Below are 25,462 nucleotides of genomic sequence, written 5' to 3'. Positions count from 1 at the left end.
CTTATTTCCTGCCTTCATTATAGAAAATATATAATCCATCCTTCCCGCCAACTATTATATCTTTTCGCCCAGTGTTCATGAGATCAGTTACAGAAAAGTAAATCCCAGCACCTTTACCTTGATCAAAGGGGCCATAACTGATGATATTCTTTGTGAAGGACTCCCCATTCCATTTGAAATAATATAAACCTATCGGGTCGTTAGCTCCGGGGTCTTTTCCGTTGTGGGCTCTATATCGCTTACCGGTGATGAGCTCTTCTTCTCCATCGCCATCAATATCAACCCATTCCATGGTATGGTATTGCGAATTGTTGAGATCAATAGGATGTTCTATCCAATCTCGTTTACCGTCAGAATCTATCTTTTGTTCATACCAACGCAGGCCATAGGAGTGGGCTTGACCAACGATAAGGTCATTTATACCATCTTTTTTGATTTCCAATACTAACACTGGAATGCTTGCATCTCCAAAATCAAACTCCTGGTGTAAGGTCCATTTCCCCTTAAGATCTTTTGGAGCCTCTAGCCAACCATTATTGACAATGATATCTATCCGTTTATCGCCATTTACATCTCCAAAACCCATTCCATGTCCTTGAGTTGGAGCCACATCGACCTTACTGAATTGTCCAGTCCCTTTACCATTGGAGTCAGTGATTAATTTATAGTACTTCAAGGGGTGTCCAGGATTGTTTGGAATGATTTCTAGGTTCCCATCTCCGTCAAGGTCAAACCCCCTTGCCGTCTCAATATTGCCGGTTGAATCAATCCTATGTTTCTTCCAATGCCCATTGTCTCCAGGATTCTCCATCCAATATAACGTCCCGGCAAACCATCCTCCGGTTATATAATCCATCTTACCATCTCCATTGACATCCATTGGGATATGCATAAATTCATCCCAGTATTCATCGACGCGTTTTACCTCGGAGATAAAATGTCTTTGCACATAGTCTGGTCCTTCATACCAAAACGCTCCAGACACCAGATCTGGCTTCCCGTCTCCATTCACATCAAATACGCCTACAGATTCATAGGTTTCCGATGAAACCTTCACTTTTTTGAAGTGAACAGGTCCGACAAAGTTCTCCTTTTTTTGATCCTGACCAGAAGAGGATAGTATAAATCCTAGGCCTAGAATGGTTAATAGTGTTAATCTCATATCTTCAATTTAACCAATTGGCAATGTAGGTCCATCATGGGCTGTCATGGTTTTAGGAGATTAATCAAAAAGCTGTAAGCAGTTAGTGATAGCCTTTCAAAGACATGTTTGATAATAAACGAGAAAGACATAAGGTCGCCTGTTCAATTCCTGTAAGATCATATTTTTATCTTTTGGTATTCAAAATGATTTGTGATTCATACTTCCAACAATAAAATACGCTTAAAGAGAAATTAATATTAGTCACAAGTTAATTACCGCTATATGAGTGTAGCTGTTATTAATGGCCACATGTTCCACCTCCAATCAAGATAAGTCCAATGGACTGATTGCAAGGATACCGTTAATCAGGGTGTACTTGATACCAAAGTGGTTATTGAGGATGTAGAGAAAACAAAACCTGCTCAATCATCACGAGCTGCAATCGCATCAAAATAAGTGAATGATGGCACATTGAGCTTTGCCAAAGCGAAAGTTGTCAGAGGCTTCCTAAATGTGAGTTAAGATTAGACAACACTGAAAAAAATGTAATAAGCATCAACTTTCCTGGTGAAAACTTTTATCAATTCTATTAACCAAATGCAAAAATGTACAGTCTACTGAAAGAGGACGCCGGAAAATTTATGTCTATTCCTCGCAAAGAAAAAGGTAAGTAGCTTTTGTACTTAGGATCAGATAAGATGGGGTTGATCTGCTAGAAATTTGCTGTTCTGTCCCCAGATACCAAAACCATTAGTTTGACACTAAGTGATTACAGTAGCTTTGATGCCTTACCAATATTCAGGTAATATGAGAAAAATAGAAATCTTATGCGAACTATTTTTCTTGGTTTGGTTACACCCTGTAATTCGGAAGCAAAGAAACTAACGCTGCAAAACTCAGCAGAATTGGCCGCTACGGAAGATTCCATTGAAGATAATGAGAAAATGAGGAGGTTGAGCAACGCTCCTGGGGGCTGAAGTGAAATACCTAGATCCATAGGTGTCAATAAATAAAAAAGAAGGCCGCAAATATACACTTCCGGCCTTTCTATGATTAATTTAGAGTACTATTTCAACCACCAAGGTTTAGCTGTAATTGCATCAGAACCAGAGAACTGGCTAGCTATTGCAGCGGCTACATTGGTTGCGTTGGAGTTGTATTCCGCTTGAGGATACATCCATCTGTATGCAAAATGATTCGGGTTAGTCTTTGCAAAACTTGGATAACCAGTACGTAGATGGTCAAAATATGCCGACCAGCCTCCTTGATGGAAGGAACGGAGATATCTTTGCATCAAGATACGCTCAATTTGTTCTTCCTTCCCACTAACTGCAGAAAGTTTTACCGTGTTTTGTGCCAAGTAGTTATTCACTATACCCTCATTTACATAGCTGCCAAGACCTTTTGCATAAGTTTCATAGAACTTGAATCCAGCCTTCACACCCTCATTATAAAAAGTGTCAGCATTCCCAGATATCCAACCTCTAACAACCGCTTCAGCCAAGATTAGCTGTTGCTCGCTGTAGCCCAACAATACCGATGGTTCATTGGTAGGATCCTTCGTAAAGCGATCGGCAACCTTTGAAACATTACCATTGGTCGCTTTCTTGTTGACCTCATCATAAGGTCTGATTGGGTTCCCACCTTCATATGCCGTGAAATCGTTCACTGCTTTACCAGCCTTGGCTGCGTTCGGAGTCCTGGTGAACAATACGAATAAACGAGCGTCTTTAAGATCTTGTAATCTTTTGATAAAAGTCGAATCCACGTACATACCAGAACCATAACCACTAGAGTTGAATTCAGGATATCGGTTTCCGATCTGATCTAAGTACAATAATTTAGCATCATCAGTGCCCGAAGTGAATAAAGGTTCGCTGCTAACGATCTGGCTGAACTTAGCCTTCGGAGAAATTGTTCCATCTGCCTCTTTTGGCGATAAAGTCATTAAAACCTTCAACCTGAAAGCATTCACCAATTTACGCCATTGCGAAGCCGTTCCGCCGTAAATGATATCTCCTTCGATTCTGTTCTCAACTTTTGATAACAAGGTATTTGCCTCTTCCAACTCCTTCAAAATCCCTACAAATACATCGTTTTGGCTATCGTATTTAGGAGAATAATTATTTTCTTTTTCACCTTTCAATGCATCAGAATAAGGAACATCCCCAAAAGTCAGCGTAAGGTTATAGAAATAATACGCTCTGAAGAATTTACCTAAGGCGATATAGTCTTGCAGGTTTCTTTTCTCAGCTTCCTCAATCATTTTGGTTACATCGCGCAATTTTCCGTAAGCACTGAAATCGCCACGTTGCCATGCATAGATCTGATTGGAGTTCTCACCATCAGTCTGCACAATCATTTTCAGGGCGTATAAAGGACCAGTTCCTTTAAAGGCATTGAATGCTTCCCACTGTATTTTTGTCAATAAAAACTGTGGGTGTGTTGTAGACGATTCGTTGGGATTGATATTGATCTCTTCCAATTTTTTACAAGAAGAGGTTAAGCTCACAAAGAGAGCAAGAAATCCCAATATGATAATATGTTTGATATCCATGGTTTAGAATTTAAAGTTTAAGGATGCTCCGATGTAACGTGCAGACGGATCTTGAAGGTTGTTGTCATCACCATAGTCAGGATCCAAGAATGGAATATTTTGCCACATCAAAAGGTTGTAACCAAAAACAGTTGCATTGATTGACTTCACTTTTGAAGTTTTGATAAATTTATTGATGTCATAAGCTACAGATAAGCGGCGTAGCTTAACAAATGAGCGGTCAAAGGTATTTGCAAAGAATTTGTTTTCATCCTCAGTTACCCTTGCTTGGTAAGGATAGATCTGGCTCCATGTCTGCCAGCTCACAGCCTGTGTGTTTTTCTCGTAGGTACGGGTATCAGAAACCACCTTCCCGTTCACATCCCTTACCAGCTCACCACCTGTTACGATTACACCTTCCGGCACATAAACATATTTTCCAGCAGTGTATTCCGCATCTCTATACTTGGTTGAAGACGGGTGTTTACCACCCCACCACATTTTTTCATGGGTTACAGAGTTGATCAATCCTCCAACAGATCCATCAATATCTAGGTTTAATGAGAATCCATGGATATTGAACCTGTTTTGGAAACCAAATCCCCAATTAGGATCCAAGTGACCTACGTTCTTTGCATAACTGTCGCGGATTGGCATCCTAGTCGCATTGTTCAGGATCACTTGACCATCCGCAGATTTTTGCCAAATGGTAGCATAATAGGCATCAGCACGGTCACCCACCATATAGTTGCCAAATTTCTCAGAGCCATGGATCGCAGCGAATTTTTTCACCTGTCTGCTCCAGTTAACCGAGAAATCCCAGCTGAAGTTCTCATTCTTGATCGGATAGATATTCAACATCAACTCTACACCTTGGGTTCTGAAATCCAGCACATTGGACTTTCTCAATGGGAATCCAGAAGCTTCTGAGATCGCTAAATCCCTGATCTGGAACTCATCGTAAACATTGTAATAAGTTGCTTCGGCACTTACTTTATTGTTCAGGAAAGAAAGCGCTAAACCTGCTTCGATAGCCGTAGACTGCTCAGGTAAAATAGCAGGATTCGCAAGAACATCCCTATAAGAAACAGATGGAGTCGATCCATAAGTTAAGTTCTTTCCATAAGTCAAATAAGTACTATATGGATCTAAGTCGTTTGATACCTGTGCTAATGAGGAGTACACCTTCAAATAGTCAATTCCAGCAGGTAATTTGAAGTAATCAGATAAGATTGAACTCAATGAAACCGCAGGGTAGAAGTAAGAGTTATTTCCTTGTGGCAATGAAGAAGACCAGTCATTTCTTCCGGAGAAGTTGATGTACGTCGATTTAAATAAATCCAAGTTCACTGATCCGTATACCGAGCGGGTCACCTTTTCAGAGTTGAAGGTCGAAGCCGAAGCGGGACCCTGCGTATTAGCCAAACTGTATAGTTTTGGTACGATCAATCCATCTGTTGCCAGGTAAGAATTGTTCATTCTACGTTGGTATACAGATGAACCAGCATTTACGCTGATACCAAAGTTCTCACCAAATTCTTTATGGTAAGTTGCCAAAACGTCCGCGTCAAAATCAACTCTCTTGTTATTCCAAACCTTATAATCACCATTTCTTGAATCACCATAGTTCATATAAGATTTCGGACTTTGCATATTTTCAAAAGACGAATTCTGTCTTGCCGAAGCACGTCCCTGAACGGTAAAGTTTGGAGATACCTGCCAGTTCAAGGTAGATTGACCTTGCAGTACATCACGGTTATGTTGTTGGTTCAGTTCATTTGCCGCAAAATAGGGGTTGTTGTACCAAGCATAGTTATAGTTCGCTTGGCGGAACCCCTCCTGACCAGGAACATAGTAATGCTCGCTCAGGTCCTTACCATTTACGTCATTACCCATCCATAATAAGATGGTGTACATGTGGTTTTTAGGTCCGTAGCCATATCTTGGGTAATTTGGAGAATAGACCTTGTTATACGATAGATTCACGTCCAATTTTAAGGACGGATTGAACATATAGGATGTATTCATCGTCGCACCGCCAGATTGCAATTGCGAATTAGGGACCTGTCCTTGTTGGATAGCATATTTACCGGTAAAGAATACAGTGGCTTTCTGCCCTTTATAAGCGATGCTTACATTATTGTCATTGACAAAACCAGTTCTTAGGAAGTCCTGAAGGTTGTTGTGGCTCACAAAATCCATCGGAACACGTTCGTATAAGGAGCGGTCATCATAGATCGTTCCTTTCACATCACCCCACCAAGGAATGATTTCGCCAGTCTTTTTATTTTTTATTGGGCTGTTCCATTGCGGAACTTTCACCCCTGCATTCAGTTTTGGTCCCCAGGTCATATCACCATCTGAGATACCACCGTCGGCACCATCCCAGAATTCATATTTCCCGTTCGATCCCGAACCGTATTCAGTCTGTGTTTCTGGAAATACCGTGAAGCCTGCTGTCACCATGTTAGTTGTGGTGAAGCTCACTTCCAATCCATCTTCTTTGGCTGATTTTGTCGTGATCAAGATAGCGCCATCCCTACCTCTAGAACCATATAAGGTAGAAGCTGCGGTGCCTTTCAGTACGTTGATGTTGGCAATGTTCTCGCTTGGAATATCGAAGAAATCCGTTTCCACGACGATACCATCGATTACGATGATAGGATTCTTGCCACGCAGGGAGAAATTAGGTTTTTGGAAAATACCTGTCGGATTGGTTACGGTCAAACCGGCAACCTGTCCTGATAAGGCATTCCCGATATTCATGGTTTTAGATTGATCCAACACCTCTGTTTTAACTTCCTGTGTTGCATAACCTAACTTACGTTTTTGTTGTTTGATACCGATTGCGGTTACAACCACTTCTTCCAATGCCGATTCATCCTTCAACATCACGATGTTGACCGGAGAGCCCGAGTAGGTAATGGTCTGTGTCACATAACCTAGTGAGGTGAACTCCAATACATCGCCTTGTTTAGCGTCGATTTGGAATGAACCATCTAGTTTACTTGCTGTACTTAACTTGTTGGTCAGGTTTCGGATGGTGGTACCAACTAGGACTTCGTTGGTTTCGTTTTTAATCTTACCAGTTGCTTGGGTCTGGATGGATAGGGTAGCGGTTTCATAGAAATGGGCTTCATCAAGACTACTTGCAGAAGCGGATTTTCCAATGAGCGCACAGCACAAAAGGGCATAGCCAATTTTGCTGAATTTCCGAGATTTTCGGACGGTTAATAAATCCATAAGTAATATTTAGATTAATAATAGAACCCCTGTTCTATATATTTCTGCAAAAGAAGCAAAGCTATTTTAAGGTAGTTTTAAGCAAATATTAAATTATTACTTATAATTCATTAATTAATTGTGAACTAAAATCAGTGATAGCTAACCTTTTCTTTAAATAAAAAATATTAATCAATGGTTGTTTAAACATATAGATTTAGGAGCTCTACCTGTGGACCAATAAAACCAAATGATGGAACGGTTTTTGAAACTGGGATGGAAAATCAATCATAAACTATTTCAAATGAAAAAATTAGTATTTGCTGTATCCATTTTAATGCTAAGTTTAGGCGCTAATGCGCAGAGCCCAGGTCAATTCAAGATCGGAGCCAACATCGGACTTCCAGTTGGCGATGTGGCCGATGTTTCCTCTTTTACTGCTGGTGTAGATGCAGCGTATCTTTGGAGCGTAGGCGAAAAGTTCCAAGTCGGACCAACTGTAGGATTCCAGAACTATTTCCTGAAATCTGATTATAAGGACGCTGGCTTTTCAGATTTTAACTACATCCCTTTGGCGGCTTCTGGACAATATTCTATCGTTCCTGAATTCTTCATCGGAGCTGATCTGGGATATGCCTTGACCACTTCCGGTGGCGAGGATTCTGGAGGTTTCTACTACATGCCTAAAATTGGTTACCAACAGCAGAAATGGGAACTTTTTGGCGGTTACCGTGCCGTAAACAATGATGTGAATTTCGGAGCAATAAACCTAGGGTTTAACTTCAAGTTTTAATAATTAGACATTTGTGGAAAGCCGATAAAACCAGTGGTTTTGTCGGCCTTCTTTTTGCTTTTTTCTCCCTTCGCAGCACTGCATTCCTTCGCAGAATCTCCGCAGGAACCTTGTTATATTATTGTTAACTTATTGCTATTCCTGAAATTATTAATAAATTTAGTCTATATTTTATCCAAACTTATTAACACTAAATACTATGAGTAATATCAAAGAGAGAGTACTATTGATTGCTGAATCAAAGGGAATTCACAAAGTAGAGTTTTTTAAAGGATTGGGTCTTTCCTATGCAAATTTTAAAGGCGTGCAAAAAAACTCAGCCCTAGGCTCCGATGCAATAGCCACTATTCTATCTAGCTACGCCGATATTTCTCCTGAATGGTTAGTCTCTGGTGCTGGTGAAATGTTGAGAGAGGATAATCAACATCTCCATGAAGTCGCCATTACCCTTCCTTCTAAAATCGATAAACCTATCGACAACGGAACACTATCTGCGGCCTTAGAAAAAGTGATCAGCGCACAGCAATCCACCATTCAATCTCAAGAAATAACGATTGCAGCATTAACAGCAAGGATTGACCAATTGGAAAAAAAGAAGAAAAACAAGAAAAAACGCTAATGCGTTTTTAATAAAATTTCTCGTACAGAAAGCTTGTTTTTTTGCTTATCTTTTCTGTATGAAACTACTATTAATTTTATGTGCTTTCCTGCTTCCTAATATCCTTTTTGCGCAAGTCAGTAGAAATCTAAAGGCATTCTATAATGCTGATTCTACCTTGGTCGGTTATCACGATAGGCAAGGAAAAGTGATTATTCCAGCCTCCATAAAACCCATTTCAGTGATTCCAAGAGGTTTTGACAATATCATTTCGGTAATAGACTGGAGCGATCCGGAAGAATCTGAATATTATTTCCTGACCAAGACCGGAAGAAAGGTTGGCAATGACAGCCTCTATTATTTCGACAATGTTCCGGATTGCGAAAGTGAAGGATTTATTCGGTTCTATGATAGAGCAAATGACCTGGTAGGCATGCTTAATTCCGATGGCGATATCCAAATTCCAGCTATCTATAATGGTCTAGGACGTGTCAAAAATAGAATGATTCCGGCCTTAAAGGGAGCCCAAAGGAAAAGGGATAGTCCTGATAACGAACATTCCTATTTTGAGGGCGGAAAAAGTATGTTGATCGATACGAATAATCAAGTCCTTATTGAGGATTTCCCATACAATGATAACCTGAATTTTTACCAAGTGAGTATCAATGGTTCTATGCCTGAAGATAGTTCATGGGTAAAATTTAATGGAAAAGATGGCAATACTTATGCCTTTATGGACTATGTAAAAGAGTTTGAAAACCTTTTTCCTAAATTATTTTCCAAAGAAATAACAGCAGAAAAGTTGATCGCCAATTCCTATGACAGTATCGCCTATTGGAATGACGATCTAAATCAATGGGTATTTGAGGATAGCCCTAAATATATGAACCGTCAAGTTGATAAGATAAAGCAACTGTTCGAATCTGTCATCGACGGATCAAAAAAATACAGCACAATTAAATCCAGTTTAAATTATTTCATATTTGAAAGCGAGTCCTATCAGAAATTTCTCGATCAATGTGGAGATTCATTAGATGCAAAATATCCAGTCCTCTCTCTAACTGTATATGTTGAATTTCCAACTGTAGGGGTAACATTTGAGTTCCTCCGGACGGATGAAGGCTACAAGCTCATTCTCGTCAATTTTTAGATTAATTTTTATCTTAGGGCAAAAAATCATTTTAACAATGAATATTAGAAGAGGATTACAGCAGGATTCGGAACAAATAGCAAGTTATTTATTGTTGGCGATGGAAGAGATTGCCTACCGTTTTATTGGTCAAAGAGACAAGGATCAAGCCTTGCATTTTTTGACAGAATTGGTAAGACAAGAAGGCAACCAATACTCCTATAATAATAATTGGGTCATCGAAGAGGCAGGAGAAGTTTTGGCAACTGCCCTTGTTTATGATGGTTCAGAATTACATGAATTAAGAAAGCCGGTTGCACAATATGTAGAAACCCAATTTCAGCGTGATTTCAATCCCGAAGACGAAACCCAACCTGGCGAATTCTATATAGATTGCATCGGAGTCAATCCCAATCAACAGGGTAAAGGTCTGGGGTCCAAGATTATTGAATTCTTGATCGGGGAATATGTTACGAAGAATAAAACGGTATTAGGCTTATTGGTCGATGATGACAATCCGAAAGCCAAAAAATTATATGAACGTCTAGGCTTCCAAGTGGTCGGTGAAAAATGGTTGATGGGAAAACACTTAGAACATATGCAGATTAAATAATCATTTAAAAATACTGGAAACGCCTATGCACTTGCACAGGCGTTTTTTTATGGTTTTATGTTCCCTAAATAATTAGCTAAAACCTTTTTACATCCTATCTATTTTGTAAATTTTTTTATTAAATTTGATAGTGGACCTGTTGTAAACCAATCAATCTAAAGCTTTTGCCAAAGGCGGTATAACAGTAAACGGTGTTTTTTTCAGATTACATTACAAGATCATTATGTTCAAAAATACAATTCCGCGAATAGGAAAAATGTGGAGCAAGGGGAAGAGCTTTGCAACCATGGCATTGATTTTTATCGCTGCAAGCCAAGCCCAGGCCCAGAAGACAGAGGTGGATTATGTCAATCCTTATATGGGTAATATATCCCATCTGTTAGTGCCGACCTATCCAACCGTTCACCTGCCAAATTCTTTACTGCGTGTCTATCCTGAACGGGCTGATTATACCTCAGACCGCATCAAAGGCCTTCCTTTGATCGTCACCAGCCATCGTGGAAGTTCTGCTTTTAACTTAAGTCCAATCGTTTCGGGTACCCGGGATTTAAAACCTGTATTGAACTACAGTTACGATCAAGAGATCATCAATCCATATAGCTATTCCGTTTTTTTGGATGAAGACAATATCCAGGTTGACTTTGCGGTATCACATCAGGCAGCAATCTATGAATTGGGCTTTGAAAAAACAGGTCAGCCTCAGTTGGTCTTCAATTCCCGCAAAGGTGATGTGAAATGGGATGGTAATGGTGTCTCTGGAAGTCAGGATATCGGAAACAACACAAAAGTCTATATCTATGCGGAGTTTGATCAAAAACCAACAGAGGTTGGGAGCTTAAAAAATGGTCAGATCAGCAAGGCAACAGAAGCTTCAGGCGATCAGGCGAATTTGGTCCTGACCTTTCCAACAGCTGCCAAGACTTTAAAAGTGCGTTATGGTATCTCCTTTATCGATGCTGCCCAAGCGAAAGCTAACCTGAACCGTGAAATCAAAAACTTTGATTTGGCAAATGTGAAAGCAGATGGAAAAGCAATCTGGAACAAGGCGCTTGGTAAATTGAAGGTGGAAGGTAAAAATGAAAATGATAAGAACATCTTCTACACTTCGCTGTACAGAACTTTTGAAAGACCGGTCAATATTTCTGAAGATGGCCGTTATTTTAGTGCTTTCGATGGTAAGGTGCATTCAGACGAGGGAGTTCCATTCTTTACAGATGACTGGATTTGGGATTCATACCGTGCCCACCATCCATTAAATGTATTGATTGATACCAAAAAGGAAGGAAATATCCTGCAATCATTCGTTCGCATGTCTGAACAGATGCCTAATTTTTGGTTACCTACTTTCCCAGAGATTACCGGCGATAGCCGCAGAATGAACTCCAACCATGGGGTAGCCGCACTTTTAGATGCTTATGAGAAAGGTGTGCGTTCTTTCAATGTAGAAGAAGCTTACAGAGCCGCAAAAGGAGCGATCACGGAAAAGACTTTGGCACCTTGGTCTGGAAAACCTGCCGGTAAGATGGATCAATTTTTCTTTGAAAAAGGCTATATCCCAGCTTTGCACCCAGGTGAAAAAGAAACTTATCCAGAGGTACACAGCTTTGAGCGACGCCAACCTGTGGCCGTTACATTAGGTACTTCCTACGACCTTTGGTGTTTGGCGCAATTGGCTAAGCATTTAGGCAAGACTGAAGACTATGATAAATTCATGAGACAGTCTTTCAATTATAGAAACCTATTCAACCAAGAAACTAAATTCTTCCACCCTAAAGATGAGAAAGGGAAATTCTTGGAACCATTTGATTATGTGTTTTCAGGAGGCCAAGGAGCAAGGGAATATTATGGCGAGAACAATGCTTGGATCTATCGCTGGGATGTTCAGCACAATATCCCGGATTTGATTAATCTGATGGGAGGAAATGAACAATTCGTTCACTATTTGGATGAAATGTTTGTACAGCCTTTAGGTAAGTCCAAGTTTGACTTCTACCAACAATTACCTGATCACACCGGAAACGTGGGACAGTTTTCCATGGCAAACGAACCTTCCCTACATATCCCTTACTTGTACAATTATGCTGGTCAACCTTGGAAGACCCAAAAGAGAATCAAGACCTTGATCAAGCAATGGTTCCGTAATGACCTAATGGGCGTTCCGGGAGATGAAGATGGAGGTGGACTTTCCTCTTTCGTGGTGTTCTCCCAACTGGGTTTCTATCCGGTTACTCCAGGTTCTGGAATGTACAGCATCGGTTCGCCATTCTTTGAAAAGGCCGTTATCCAATTGGAAAACGGGAAAACCTTTACCGTTATTGCTAAAAACGCTTCTGACAGGTTTAAATATATACAATCCGCTAAATTGAACGGCATACCCTTAAATAAAGCTGAAATCTCCCATAAAGAGATTTTAAATGGCGGAGTCCTAGAATTCGTAATGGGCGAAAAAGCCAATAGAAACTGGGGAACCGGTAATTAATAATAAATTAGAAAGAACTGGAAGGCTGCCCCATCAAGGGCAGCCTTCTTTATTTGCCCCCTTTTCTGCTCATTTCAATAAAATCTGTATATTCGGGTATATTCTAAACCCAATCATTTCTATGAAAATCCTTTATTTAAAGCTTTACCAAGCTTTATTCTTGCTGTTATTCCTCCCCTTATTGAGTTTCGGACAACAGAAACCGAATTTGGTCATGATCTATGCAGATGACTTAGGCTATGGTGATTTGAGCGCCTATGGGGCAACGAAAATCAAAACCCCCAATATTGATGCAATTGCTAATCAGGGCATCCGATTTACCAATGGACACTCCTCTGCGGCAACCTGTACCCCTTCTCGATATTCGCTGATGACAGGTAAATATCCATTCCGAAAGACCGGAACAGGCGTATTGCCCGGAGATGCTGCTTTGATCATCGAGCAGGGGGAGATGACGCTGCCGGAGCTTTTTAAGCAACAAGGATATGAAACCGCAATCATCGGGAAATGGCACCTAGGCTTAGGTAGCCAAGTCGAAAAAAATTGGAATGAAAGCATTAAACCAGGACCATTGGAAGTAGGCTACAATTACTCCTATATCTTCCCGGCGACGGCAGACCGTGTACCAACCGTTTTCTTGGAAGGACATCGTGTAGTCGGTGTCGATCCTAATGATCCAATTGAGGTTTGCTATAAACAGAAGATCGGTAATGAACCAACTGGACTAGAAAATCCAGAGCTCTTGAAAATGAAAGCTAGTCCCAACCATGGCCATAACCAAACCATTATCAATGGTATTGGCCGAATAGGCTGGATGACTGGCGGTCTGCAAGCCAGATGGGTGGATGAGGAAGTCACCATGACCTTTGCGGATAAGACCGTACAGTATATCCGTGAGCATGGCGCGAAGCCCTTTTTCTTGAGCTACCATGCGACCGAACCTCATGTTCCAAGGATGCCTTCCACCATGTTCAAGGGAAAGAGTGGCTTAGGTTACCGAGGCGATGCAATCCTACAATTGGACCATACCGTAGGCGAGATTGTCCAGGCATTAAAGGATAAGGGAATCTATGAAAACACGATCATTATCTTTAGCAGTGATAATGGGGCAGTATTGGACGATGGCTATGTAGATGGAGCAGTCACCCAATTGAATGGACATAATCCTTTTGGGCCCTATAGAGGTGGGAAATATTCGGCGTTTGAAGGCGGTACCCGCGTACCCTTTATCATAAGTTGGCCAAAAGGCATCAAGAAAGCACAGGTTTCGGACGCTTTAGTTTGTCAAATGGACCTACTTTCCAGCTTTGCCAATTTCTTTAAAAAACCACTCTCTAATCAAGATGAATTGGATAGCCAAAATATCTGGAATGCACTGATTGGAAAGGATAAAGTAGGTAGAGAGTATCTAGTGCAATCGGCTGGCACTTTCTCCATTACAAAAGGTAATTTAAAATATATCAAACCTAGTAAGGGCCGAGCCTATAACGAACTGACTGGAACTGAACTGGGCAATAATCCTGAAGATCAACTCTACGATCTGTCCAAGGATCCCGGAGAAAAAGTTAATATCGCTAAACAAAATCCGAAGGCTGTTCAAGAATTGAAACAGCTTCTTGAAAAGCAACTGTGATAATCCAAAGCTTGTCAAGCGTATAAAAATTTTGGGACTAGCTCCGAGATTCGTATTACCCTTATTCGAGACATATTCGGAAAATTCGGAATGTGTCTCGAATAAGATTAAGCCGATTTCCTAGAAAAATTTCAGCTATACCGAATTAAGAAATCAAAAAAAAGGCTGTTCCTTCATTTTGGGGAACAGCCTTTTTACTTGCAAAATTTTTAATATTTATAGACCGTAGGCATTGTCATCATAGTTGATGTCAGCAAGCCTTTGGGTAGGGTCAATCCACGCTTTCTTCACTTTCTTGGAAACTGGAACCGAATAAGTCGGTTTTGTCCAGAACCAATCCGTAAGAACGGTACGCTTTACACCTTGGTATATATCATACTGCTCAGCAGGTTTTTCACCGCGCATCTCACGTAATGGGATATAGAAAAGTTCCTTGCTTCCATCTTCATATTCTACCAATAGGTCGATAGGCATAGCTAGGTTAGATTTATTTTGGATTTCAATGCTCTTATCAGAAACATTGGCAATAGCATAATCAATAGTTCTAGTCGTATTGATGAATAAGTTGAAATACCATTTCAAATTAATTCCAGAAGTTTCTTCAGCTACCCTTTTGAAATCATTTGGAGTAGGGTGCTTGAATTTCCAGATATCATAGAAGTTCAAGAAAGTCTTTTGCAGATTTTGCTTACCGATGATATAGCCCATTTGTTCAGCCAATACACCACCTTTGCTATAGGCTTCGATGCTATAGGCGAAGTTGGTATTGTAATAGTCTGCTAATAGACTCATTGGTTCCTCTTTTCCTGATTTAGCCAAACGATAGTAAGAGGTGTAGGCAGAACCAATAGGATTAAGTGCTCTTGCTTTTGGTTTCTCAAACAGTTCCGTATAGGCCAGTTCCTCAATATAGCTGGTGAAACCTTCGTCCATCCACTCATCTACAGTTTCATTCACACCAAACAACTGTTGGTACCAAGAGTGCGCTGCTTCATGGAAGATAACGCCCACTAAGCCTTTCAGGTTTCTTCCCCCAGTGATCAAGGTTGCGGTTCCATATTCCATACCGCCATCACCACCTTGTACGATCGAGTATGTTTTCCATGGATAGGCACCGAAGTTCTCACTGGTGAAATCGAAGAATTCAGTCGCCAAACCTAAAGCTGTTTTCCAGTTGTCCTTTACCTCTTGGTCAGCAGGCAGGTAAATGGTATAGATTGTAGTTCCCAATTTTGTTTTGGCAGAATCCACTTCGAATTTAGGGTCTGCTGCCCAAGCAAAATCATGGATGTTCTCTGCTTTATAATGCCAAGAAGCTTTGTTGTTCTTAGTTTTGATCTTTGCATTTTTCACATAACCCTTTACTTCAGATGGGTTCTGTAATTTTCCAGATGAACCGATCACATAATCCTTGTTGATATGGATAGTGACATCGAAATTTCCGAAAGGGGCGATAAACTCACGACCAATGTATTCATCCAAATGCCATCCGAACTCATCGAATTGAGCCATTTTAGGATACCATTGGGTCATGGAGAATGCAACTCCTTCTTTGGAGTTACGTCCGCTTCTACGGATCTGTTCAGGAACCTGTGCTTGCCAAGTCAAATCAAACTCTACGGTACTGCCATCTTTGATCGCCGTAGGTAAAGTCACTTCTAGGATCGTACCGTCTTCCTTGAAAGAAACATCTGTGCCGTTGTACTTAACCGATTTGATTTTCTGAAATCCGATCTGTTCTGGGGATAAAACAGAAATACGGCTCTGACGAACTGGATTTTCTTTAGTACCGATATTGGTTACCATCCTCGCATCCGGATCAGGAATGGTTTTCAACCGTTCATCCATCATGCTTCCAGGTTGGAAAGCATTGAAATAGAGATGAAAGTAGACTTTGCTCAATTCTTGTCCAGAATTGTTGCTGTATTTCAGGTTCATCTTACCATCGTATTGGAAAGTCTTTTCATTGACATCAATATCCATGGTATAATCGACTTTCTGATCCCAATATGCCTTGCGTTGTGCAAAGGACGATAGTGAGCAAAGAGCCAAGACTAGTAAGCCAAGAGTGTTTTTTAGATTCATAATGCCAAATATATAAAATTTAACATTTGAAAATGACAGGCTTATCCGATGACGATATCGATTCCTAGGTCTTTGATCGCTTGGATTAATTGATCGAATTGATCATTGCTGGCAAAAATCTTGTTTCTCCAGATCCGTACCGTGCTCATTTTTCCCTTTTTATGAAAGGCTAAAAGGTTTCCTCCGGATCGGATATGGTTCTTGAGATAGCTGATTTCTGCAATGGGGATTTGAACCTCTTTGCCGAACTTGGTAATGTTAATGTTACGGTCATCGATCTGCCAAGTGGAGTTCTGTTTGCTGAAACGGACCGCCGCCCACATGATGGCAGGAATGCAGAACAATAGGATCAAGATCTTGTAGATTTCTTGTAGCGTACTAAGTGATAATAAATACCCGACCACAAAAAGGCCGCCTAGCAATATCCAGATAAATCTCCCTCTATGTAAGGTATTGATTTGGTAAGTCATGTTTAGGGGTTGCTAATGAATTTTCCTTTGCTATTGATGACCCTTTCTTCGGATTCACCATTTTTTAATACGATAGCCTTTCCATTTTCAAAAGGATTAATATAGCTATATTCCAAAGGAAGAATAGTTTCACCTTTTGAATTTATCAATCCGAAGTTTTCACTATCTTTTGAAATGATGAATAAGTCATCCTCATTGGATAATCCCAGATAGTAATCTCCTGAAGTAATCAGTTTATTGCCATCAATTTGATATATTTCGTATAGGCCATCCTTTTCTGAGACATAGTATTTGTTATCATTACTTAAGATGACGTTCTCCCCTAAGGGCAATACAATATTACCTTTTTGATCTACAAGTCCAAACTTAAGCGAAGTCATTACAATGGTATAATCCGCAGAGAAGGGGGTGATATATTCAAATTCATTGTTCCAGAGTTTATTTCCCTTTGCATCCATCACACTCATCATTCCTTCCAAGGAGAAAAGATAAGCATTAAGAACGGGGTCATACTGAATATTGTCAAATTTGAATTCAGTCAGGTTTTTACCTTTTGAATCAATCAAACCCGCAAAATTCCCTTCATCTACTGCCACAGCTATTCCATTGTTAAATGGTGCTATTGTCAAATAATTCGGTTGGGCAATGATTTCTCCATTTGGATTTTTTAAGCCAAATAAAAAACTTGTTGAATCATAATATGCGGTCATTCCATCGCCTAAATCCATTTCCGTTAATTCTTCATCCGTATAATCTGAAGGGACTTCAAAGAAATTATCGGGTACCTGGGTCTTTGATATTTCCATCACCTGAAAGGCAGCACCAAATGCATTTACTCTCAGGGCTAGCCCCGGTATTCTATCCAGATATTGGTATTTACCCCAAAAAATTGCAGGTATCTTATCCGTATACCATACCTCCACTGATTCAGGTTGCTCAGCATTAGAGTCATCCTGTAATTCTATAGTTGCTAATTTGCTGGGAAATCCAGCGATCATTTCCGTCTTTTCAGAGTCTAAGTTTACTCGCAGATTAAATTCACTCTCGGGAGCATATACTTCCTTTGAAAAACTTTTTGATAAGGAATCTAAAAAAAATAGGGTTTTGTTTTTTGTATCCCTAAGTTGTAGGGTGGGTGGAAAGTACAGGTTATGGATTTTGTTTTGATGCTCACTGATCCATACCTCCATCAGTGGTTTCCCTTCCATTTCAGCCAAGAGCGATAGAAATAATTCCGTTTCGTCACTTTCAACTTGTCCCAGTTCCTTGATGTTGGACTTGAAAGACTCATCCAAGGAGAGGGTATAAATGATTTTATAAACCTCTTGTTGGGCAAGAGCAAACTGGAAAAGAAGAGTTGATACAATCAGGGAAAAAAGCTTTTTCATGTAATGAAATTATTACGCAAAAGTCCTCATTTTTATTGATTCTGCAAATTACTGAAGGCAATATTTTACAGTATTTCTGGATTTATTTAAATCAACAATATTTAACCTTGAATTTGTATATTTAATGTATGATTAGATTATCTACCTACCTACTTTTTTTCGTTTTTGGAATAAATGCACTTTTGGCTCAAAAGGCTCCAAATATTCTGATCATCATATCCGATGACCATTCTTACCAGAGCATTTCTGCTTATGGTTCAAAAATTGGCAATACGCCCAATATCGACCGCATAGCTAAGGAAGGCTTGCTTTTCAACCGTGCCTATGTGAACAATTCCTTATGTGGGCCCAGCCGTGCAAGTTTGCTGACAGGGAAATACAGCCATAAGAACGGATACCGGGAAAATGAAAAGTCACATTTTGAGCATAGCCAGAATTCCTTCGTCAAAGAGCTCAGAAAAGCAGGCTATACCACCTCATGGATTGGCAAACAGCATTTAGGCGATACCTTGGAAGGCTTTGATTACTTTGATGTGTTGCTGAACCAAGGGCATTATTTCAACCCAGATTTCAAGAATCAAAAGGGGGAATTGACCCGAGAGAAAGGTTATGTGTCAGATATTGTTACTGAAAAAGCCTTGAACTGGATGAGTTCATTGGATGGAGAAAAGCCATTCTGTTTGATCTTAGGACACAAAGCTACACATAGGGAATGGGATCCAGATCCACAGGACTTTGGGAAAAATGACCATAAGAAATTCCCTTTACCCGATAATTTCTATGATGATTACAAAGGTAGAGAAGCAGCCAAGATCCAAGAAATGCAGATCAGCAAGGATATCAAATTAGATTATGACCTTAAGCTATTCAAAACCGAAGAGGATTGGATGAAGGAATCCAACTTCAGGAGAATGGATGAGGACGACCGTGAAAAGTACAGGGAGTATTATGCAAAGGTAAAAGCTGATTATGCAAGCCAGGATTTTTCGGATCCCAAGAAATTGGCGGAATGGAAATTCCAACGCTATATGACCGATTACCTGAATACAGCAGAATCAATGGATAGAAATATCGGGAAGGTATTGGACTATCTGGATGAGCATCAATTGACTGAGAACACGATTGTGATCTATATGTCGGATCAAGGTTTCTATATGGGTGAACATGGTTGGTTCGATAAACGTTTTATGTATGAGGAGTCCTTCCGTACTCCGATGATGATGCGTTTCCCTAAGGAAATAAAAAAGTCCAGAAAGGTCAATGATCTTCTGATGACCGTGGATATTGCTCCAACGATGTTGGATCTGGCGGGTGTGCCGATTCCAGATGAAATCCAAGGGGAATCGTTTAGTGCAATCGTGCATGGTAAAAAGGGAGATCGGAAACAATTATACTACCATTACTATGAGGATGGAATCCATAATGTTTCACCGCATTTTGGGGTGAGTGATGGGCAATATAAACTAATCCGTTTCTACAATAAAGTCAATTCTTGGGAGCTCTATGATATGCGCAAGGACCCAAGGGAAATGGAGAATCTATACAATAATCCTAAGTATGCTGAGAAACAAGCAGAAATGATGAAAAAGTTAAAAGATGAAATCCAGAAACAGGATGATTCGGAAGCAATGCTTATATTTGAAGCTTCCTAAACTTTTAGAATACATGCGCATACTAACTTTAATCTGTTTTTGCTTAATCAGCTTGGCATCGTTTGCACAGCGTAAACCCAATATTGTTGTCATAATTTCGGATGATCATTCCTATCAGACCATTGGAGCTTATGGTTCCAAGATTGGCCATACGCCAAATTTAGACCGGATTGCAAAAGAGGGTGCGGTTTTTACGCGCGGCTATGTTACCAATTCGATCTGTGGACCTAGTCGTGCCAGCTTATTGACTGGAAAATACAGCAACAAAAACGGATTTAAGGATAATGAGACCTCTAATTTCAACCATGGACAGAACTCCTTTGTTAAGGAACTCCATAATAATGGCTACCAAACAGCTTGGATTGGCAAGATCCATTTGGGGAGAAAATTGGAAGGCTTTGATTATTATAGTATCCTGACTGGTCAGGGGCATTATTTCAATCCGGACTTTATCAGCAGTAAAGAAGGAGAGAAGGAAGTCGTGGCAAGAGAAGAAGGTTATGTTGCGGATTTGGTGACGGATAAAGCCTTAGATTGGTTGAAGGAGCAGGATAAACAAGAGCCCTTTTGTTTGATCATCGGTCATAAAAATACCCATAGGACTTGGATGCCCGCGATCGAGGACTTTGGTAAAAATGATGCAAAGGAAATCCCTTTACCTGAAACCTTTTATGATGATTATGCAGGTAGAAAAGCTGCTGCGGGGCAAGAAATGAGCATTGATAAAGATATGCAGATGGGCTATGACCTGAAGATGTTTGAAAATATCGAGAAAATGCGTGCTGATGGAAACTTCAGCAGGATGAGTGATGAACAATTCCAAGCTTACGTAGACTATTATAAACCAATATACGAGGAACTTAAAAAATCAAACCTGAGCGGAAAAGCTTTGGCGAAGTGGAAATATCACCGTTATATGGTTGATTATCTAAACACTGCCGAGTCAATGGACCGCAATATCGGTCGCGTATTGGATTATTTAAAGGAGCACAACCTAGAAGATAATACCTTGGTTCTTTATTTATCGGATCAAGGATTTTATATGGGGGAGCATGGATGGTTTGACAAGCGCTTTATGTATGAAGAATCCTTCCGTACGCCTATGTTGATGAAGTTGCCTGGCATGATCAAGCCAAGTTCCAAAATAACGGGAATGGTTTCCAATGTTGATATCGGTCCGACTTTCTTGGAATTAAGTGGGACGAAAGTTCCGGCTGATATGCAAGGTAGATCTTTCTTGAGCTTGTTGAACGGTAAGAAAAAAGATATACAAGATCAGATCTATTACCATTATTATGAAAATGGGGAACATGCAGTTTCACCACATTTTGGGGTAAGTGATGGACGGTATAAATTAATCCGTTTCTACAAAAGGGTAGATGCTTGGGAGCTATATGATATGAAAGCGGATCCGCGTGAGATGAAGAACGTCTATGGTCAAGCAAAGTATAAGAAAGTACAGGCACGTTTAGAGAAATTATTGAAGCAGGAAATCGATCGATTGGAAGATGAGGACGCGAAGGTCGTATTATCTAAAAATTAGCTTAATGTAATTTTTTAATTATTTTGCCAGCTGATTTTAGATTTTAGGCAAATAATTTTCATTTTTTTGTATATTTATTACGAATCACGTATTTATATATAAAGTATTGGAATTACTATTAGTCGAAGATGAAAGTTCAGTTATTTCCTTAATTCAACGGGGCTTGAAATACGAGGACTTCCAGATTACTGTTGCAAATGATGGTTTGACAGGTCTGAAGATGGCCAGGTCAAAGAAATTTGATCTGATCATATTGGATGTCATGTTACCTCAGATGAATGGATTGGATGTTTGCCGGCAGATCCGCAGTTTCGACAAAGATGTGCCTATTTTGGTCTTAACAGCTTTAGACCAAACTGAAGATGTTGTTGAGGCCTTTAACAGGGATGCAGATGATTATATGACCAAACCCTTCCAGCTTGAAGAGCTCAAGGCTAGGATACACAGACAATTGCGTAAATCGAACAGTAATAATTCCAACAATCACCTTATTCAGATTGATGACCTGATATTAGATAGGTCCAGTAAATATGTTTCACGTGACGGAAAAGCTATTACGCTGACGGCTACAGAATTCCGCTTATTGGAATACCTGATGGTCAACAAGAATAAAGTAATTTCTAGGATGGATATCCTGGAGGAAGTTTGGGAGATGGATATCAATATGAGCACTAATGTGGTTGATGTCTACGTCAATTATCTCCGCAAAAAGATCGATAAAATCCATGAAAACAAATTAATCCATACCGTTATTGGTATGGGCTATGTGATGCGGAATGAAAATTAAGGTAAAGATCATACTGTCCTTCTCCTTAATAGCCATTAGTTTGATCGTACTATTTGCTTATTATGTATCCTATTTCACTCGAGACAGCCTACAAACCAAATTTTTCCATCGTTTAGAAGAGAATGCCCGTATTGTTGGGGAGCATATCGTCCAAAATGATGAGTATAACAATCAAATCTACTTTGAGGTAAAGCGTAAATACCTGAAACAATTGTCAGAAGGGAAAGATTATTACCTCAGGATTGTCAAAGGGAGCAACCAATTGCGGATCAGACCCGATTTACCCATGCCTTCAGAGTTTTATCAAACCGCCATTGAAGAAGGGAAGGCTACCTATTTGCATAATAAAGTTTCCTATCTAGCCTTGTATTTTGAGGATAAGCAACATGCTGAGAACTTATTGGTCATTTCAGAGGGAATTGATGATTATGGGCATGGAGAACAAAAGGACCTTGACCAAACATTGCTGACCGGCGGCTTGATTTCCTTGGTGTTTATCATAGGTTTGGCCTTTTATTTTGCAAACAGGATACTCAACCCACTGAAGGTATTGAATGATGAGCTGGAAAAGGTCAATATTGCCACCCTTGATCATCGACTCACAAATAAATTCAGTAGCGAAGGCGATGAAATTGATCAATTATATACGAACTATAATTCGATGCTGGACCGCTTGGATATTGCAGTCCAATTGCAGAAGAGTTTTATCGGCAATGCTTCCCATTCCCTTCGGACCCCATTAACCATTATCGGTGGGGAGGCCGAGCTAGCCCAACAGCAAATCGATCTGTCCCATGATGCCCAGCAATCCATAGATACTATCATCCATCATACCAATCGGATGAAATTTATGATCAAAGATCTTTTGGTGATGTCCAGTTTGGGCAGCCAAAGAAAAATTAAGGATGTCCTACCAGTACGTATTGATGAATTATTGTTTGAGGTGATAAAAACCGAAACGGAGTTAAACAGCAATTGTAAAGTTCAGTTTGACCTCAGTAATATCCCCGAAGACAGTGATGATCTTTTGGTTAAAGCTAATCCAGACCTATTTTATATCGCATTCAGCAATATACTTTCCAACGCCATAAAATATGGAAATAATGAACCCGTTAAAGTTCTCTTGGAATTCGATGCTGAACATATCATTATTAAAATAATTGATAAAGGAATCGGTATTCCCGAGAAAGATCTTGCCAATATCTATTATTCCTTTTTCAGGGCGTCCAATGTAGGTGAGATCTACGGAAATGGCCTTGGCCTTGTGCTAGCACGCAATATTTTCATTCTACATGATGTTCAATTAGCGTTAGAAACACAAGAAAATAAGGGAACATCCGTAACTGTAAAAATCCTAAAACCTACATTCTAATCTCGTTCTAATTTCAGGCTAATTTCGTTTTTATATGTTGCAACTATATTTGGTCAGTACCGAATAATTTCGACATGAAAAAACATCTGCTGATCATCCTTTTGCCCTTTCTATTTTTACAGCTTTCCCAAGCTGAAGAATTGACCGATTCCTTATCGAAAAATCTAGCCGAACAAGACAGTATTGTTCAAAAAGAACCCAAAACCTCCAAGTTGTTCAATTTGGGTGTGCTACTTCGTGCGGGATTAAATGCCAACAATTTAGGGAATGATGACAGTAAGATGAATGCCAATCTGGATGAGGCCCGTATTTTAATAGGTGGAGATTACAACGATCAGCTATCCTATAAAGTTAGGTTTAGGCTGAACCGCTCTTTCGCCCCAACCAGCCAAGATAACGGATCGGCGGCTTTGGATTTTGCATTTATGAAATACAAATTCGGTAAAGACAATAAATGGTCGGTTACCCTAGGAAAGCAAAGTGCGGTCGTAGGTAGTTATGAGTTCGAAAACAATCCCATCTATGAATATAAATTTACAGACTACGTAGACCGTATCTTAAATCTATTTGTGGTTGGCGGGATGTTAAGCTACGAGGTGAATCCGAACCACTCCTTGAATCTTCAAGTCTATAATACCAGTAACCACAGTTTTGAAAGGTTGTTGGCAGACAATAGTCTTTCAGCAACGGATCTAGAAGCCTCAAAGGCGCCATTAGGAGCATATTTTACCTGGATTGGAGCATTTGCTGATAAAAAGTTCAATACAAAATGGTCCTACAATATATCTCAATTTGCCAAAGACAATACCAACCATGCCGTTTCTTTAGCCAATAAATATAAGACAGACCGTCAAATGATCTATCTAGATCTTCAATATTCATTTTATGCCGTGGATCATGCCTTGATTGGCTCCAACGTCATCAATGATTTCTATGCAAGGACAGGTGGGGCAAGAACCCTTGCTAAAGATATCGTTTATAAATCTGCGGTTTTAAGGCTTGACCAATTCTTGGCTGACAAATGGGAAATCGCATTAAAAGGTGGAATAGAAACAGCAGGTTCCAATGTGGATGATGAGTTAGGGAATGATTTCAGGACGAACTATACCTATTTCGCTGCCTTGCAGCATAAGCCTTTTTTAACGAAAGACCTACGGTTTTACTTGGGTTATATGGGGAATACGGTGACTTTCAAGGATGTGGTAAACATAGAGAATCAACAATTTAACCGCTTGTCCCTAGGGGCTTATTTTACCATTCCAGTTTTGTAAATGAGGATAAGAAATAAAAATATATACAAATAACATATGCGATTAACACCGAGAGAGACTGAAAAGTTGATGTTGTATCTAGCCGGAGAGCTAGCTGCAAAAAGACTCCAGAAAGGGGTCAAGTTAAATTACCCAGAAAGCATAGCGTATATCAGTTCACAAGTTGTGGAAGAGGCACGAGTAGGAAAGAAATCTGTTGCGGATTTAATGGAGTTTGGCACTAAGCTATTGACAAAAAGCCAAGTGATGGAAGGTGTCCCAGAAATGATCTATGATATTCAGGTTGAGGTAACTTTTCCCGATGGGACAAAACTAGTTACCGTAAATAATCCAATTCGTTAACCTTTAAAAATAAAGAAGATGGTTCCAGGAGAATACATATTAAAAAAGGAAGAGATCATTGCCAATGACGGGCACAAAACCGTGGATATCTCTGTAAAGAATGAAGGCGATCGACCTATTCAGATTGGGTCACATTATCATTTTTTTGAAGTCAATAAGTTTTTGTCTTTCGATAGGGAAAAAGCCTTTGGGATGCGATTGAACATTCCTGCCAGTACTGCAATCCGATTTGAACCCGGAGAGGAGAAGAAGGTCATTCTAGTGGAGATTGGTGGCAATAAAGAGGTCCATGGATTCAATGGTCTGACCAATGGGAAAGTGACAGATGCCAAGGTGAAATCGGCAGCCATGGCGAAAATTAAAGAACTAAAATACAGGAATTCCAAATAACATAAAACAGCGTAA

General features: G+C 39.9%; 20 protein-coding genes. 14 read left to right on the top strand and 6 right to left on the bottom strand.

The window, feature by feature from the left end; genetic code table 11:
• Nucleotide 1: 1 nt before the first annotated feature.
• Nucleotides 2–1,162: an FG-GAP repeat domain-containing protein gene (locus ACK2WI_RS17250; RefSeq protein WP_409151721.1), complete on the bottom strand. Its 1,161-nt coding sequence runs from the start codon at nucleotides 1,160–1,162 to the stop codon at nucleotides 2–4.
• A gap of 809 nt (nucleotides 1,163–1,971) precedes the next feature.
• Here ACK2WI_RS17250 and ACK2WI_RS17245 point away from each other — a divergent pair.
• On the top strand, nucleotides 1,972–2,121 hold the full coding sequence (locus ACK2WI_RS17245) for a hypothetical protein (RefSeq protein WP_409151720.1): 150 nt from the start codon (nucleotides 1,972–1,974) through the stop codon (nucleotides 2,119–2,121).
• Nucleotides 2,122–2,210: 89 nt separating this feature from the next.
• Here ACK2WI_RS17245 and ACK2WI_RS17240 read toward each other — a convergent pair whose 3' ends face one another.
• Complete coding sequence (locus ACK2WI_RS17240; protein ID WP_409151719.1) at nucleotides 2,211–3,701, bottom strand: SusD/RagB family nutrient-binding outer membrane lipoprotein; 1,491 nt, start codon at nucleotides 3,699–3,701, stop codon at nucleotides 2,211–2,213.
• Nucleotides 3,702–3,704: 3 nt separating this feature from the next.
• Nucleotides 3,705–6,923 (bottom strand): SusC/RagA family TonB-linked outer membrane protein, encoded by a 3,219-nt coding sequence (locus ACK2WI_RS17235; protein ID WP_409151718.1) that lies wholly within the window; start codon nucleotides 6,921–6,923, stop codon nucleotides 3,705–3,707.
• 283 nt (nucleotides 6,924–7,206) lie between these two features.
• Here ACK2WI_RS17235 and ACK2WI_RS17230 point away from each other — a divergent pair, with 283 nt between their 5' ends.
• From ACK2WI_RS17230 to ACK2WI_RS17205, 6 genes are all read left to right on the top strand, one after another.
• Nucleotides 7,207–7,695, top strand: coding sequence for a hypothetical protein (locus tag ACK2WI_RS17230; RefSeq protein ID WP_409151717.1), 489 nt, complete (start codon nucleotides 7,207–7,209; stop codon nucleotides 7,693–7,695).
• Between the two features lie 199 nt (nucleotides 7,696–7,894).
• The gene (locus ACK2WI_RS17225) at nucleotides 7,895–8,314 is read left to right on the top strand and encodes a hypothetical protein (protein ID WP_312695798.1); all 420 of its coding nucleotides are present in this window, start codon (nucleotides 7,895–7,897) and stop codon (nucleotides 8,312–8,314) included.
• Between the two features lie 58 nt (nucleotides 8,315–8,372).
• Entirely contained in the window at nucleotides 8,373–9,443 is a 1,071-nt protein-coding gene (locus ACK2WI_RS17220) for a hypothetical protein (protein WP_409151716.1), read from the top strand.
• Between the two features lie 37 nt (nucleotides 9,444–9,480).
• Nucleotides 9,481–10,035: a GNAT family N-acetyltransferase gene (locus tag ACK2WI_RS17215; RefSeq protein WP_409151715.1), complete on the top strand. Its 555-nt coding sequence runs from the start codon at nucleotides 9,481–9,483 to the stop codon at nucleotides 10,033–10,035.
• A gap of 223 nt (nucleotides 10,036–10,258) precedes the next feature.
• Complete coding sequence (locus ACK2WI_RS17210) at nucleotides 10,259–12,514, top strand: GH92 family glycosyl hydrolase (RefSeq protein WP_409151714.1); 2,256 nt, start codon at nucleotides 10,259–10,261, stop codon at nucleotides 12,512–12,514.
• A 121-nt stretch (nucleotides 12,515–12,635) separates the two neighbouring features.
• Nucleotides 12,636–14,147 carry a sulfatase-like hydrolase/transferase gene (locus tag ACK2WI_RS17205; protein ID WP_409151713.1) on the top strand — a complete coding sequence of 504 codons (1,512 nt, stop codon included), beginning with the start codon at nucleotides 12,636–12,638 and terminating at the stop codon, nucleotides 14,145–14,147.
• 216 nt (nucleotides 14,148–14,363) lie between these two features.
• Here the strand turns inward: ACK2WI_RS17205 and ACK2WI_RS17200 are convergent, their stop codons facing one another.
• Genes ACK2WI_RS17200 through ACK2WI_RS17190 form a run of 3 tightly spaced genes read right to left on the bottom strand, consistent with a single transcriptional unit; the run spans nucleotide 14,364 to nucleotide 18,090 of the window.
• A complete protein-coding gene (locus ACK2WI_RS17200; RefSeq protein ID WP_409151712.1) occupies nucleotides 14,364–16,232 on the bottom strand; it encodes a M1 family metallopeptidase in 1,869 nt (622 codons plus the stop codon).
• A gap of 41 nt (nucleotides 16,233–16,273) precedes the next feature.
• Nucleotides 16,274–16,702, bottom strand: coding sequence for a hypothetical protein (locus ACK2WI_RS17195; RefSeq protein ID WP_093099276.1), 429 nt, complete (start codon nucleotides 16,700–16,702; stop codon nucleotides 16,274–16,276).
• Nucleotides 16,703–16,704: 2 nt separating this feature from the next.
• Nucleotides 16,705–18,090: a WG repeat-containing protein gene (locus ACK2WI_RS17190; RefSeq protein WP_409151711.1), complete on the bottom strand. Its 1,386-nt coding sequence runs from the start codon at nucleotides 18,088–18,090 to the stop codon at nucleotides 16,705–16,707.
• Between the two features lie 128 nt (nucleotides 18,091–18,218).
• Here ACK2WI_RS17190 and ACK2WI_RS17185 point away from each other — a divergent pair, with 128 nt between their 5' ends.
• From ACK2WI_RS17185 to ureB, 7 genes are all read left to right on the top strand, one after another.
• Complete coding sequence (locus ACK2WI_RS17185) at nucleotides 18,219–19,742, top strand: sulfatase (protein WP_409151710.1); 1,524 nt, start codon at nucleotides 18,219–18,221, stop codon at nucleotides 19,740–19,742.
• Nucleotides 19,743–19,755: 13 nt separating this feature from the next.
• Nucleotides 19,756–21,285: a sulfatase gene (locus ACK2WI_RS17180; protein ID WP_409151709.1), complete on the top strand. Its 1,530-nt coding sequence runs from the start codon at nucleotides 19,756–19,758 to the stop codon at nucleotides 21,283–21,285.
• Between the two features lie 106 nt (nucleotides 21,286–21,391).
• Nucleotides 21,392–22,072, top strand: coding sequence for a response regulator transcription factor (locus tag ACK2WI_RS17175; RefSeq protein ID WP_409151708.1), 681 nt, complete (start codon nucleotides 21,392–21,394; stop codon nucleotides 22,070–22,072).
• Nucleotides 22,062–23,444, top strand: a complete 1,383-nt coding sequence (locus tag ACK2WI_RS17170) for a sensor histidine kinase (protein WP_409151707.1) — start codon at nucleotides 22,062–22,064, stop codon at nucleotides 23,442–23,444. Before ACK2WI_RS17175 ends, ACK2WI_RS17170 begins: the two co-directional genes overlap by 11 nt.
• A gap of 74 nt (nucleotides 23,445–23,518) precedes the next feature.
• Nucleotides 23,519–24,715, top strand: coding sequence for a porin (locus ACK2WI_RS17165; protein WP_409151706.1), 1,197 nt, complete (start codon nucleotides 23,519–23,521; stop codon nucleotides 24,713–24,715).
• A 36-nt stretch (nucleotides 24,716–24,751) separates the two neighbouring features.
• Nucleotides 24,752–25,057 (top strand): urease subunit gamma, encoded by a 306-nt coding sequence (gene ureA, locus ACK2WI_RS17160; RefSeq protein WP_093099266.1) that lies wholly within the window; start codon nucleotides 24,752–24,754, stop codon nucleotides 25,055–25,057.
• Between the two features lie 18 nt (nucleotides 25,058–25,075).
• Nucleotides 25,076–25,447, top strand: a complete 372-nt coding sequence (gene ureB, locus ACK2WI_RS17155; RefSeq protein WP_093099265.1) for an urease subunit beta — start codon at nucleotides 25,076–25,078, stop codon at nucleotides 25,445–25,447.
• The last annotated feature ends 15 nt before the right edge of the window (nucleotides 25,448–25,462 follow it).

It is taken from the genome of Sphingobacterium sp. BS-2 (assembly GCF_046161205.1).
Classification (GTDB): Bacteria; Bacteroidota; Bacteroidia; order Sphingobacteriales; family Sphingobacteriaceae; genus Sphingobacterium; species Sphingobacterium mizutaii.
This window is presented reverse-complemented; position numbering and strand designations above follow the sequence as displayed.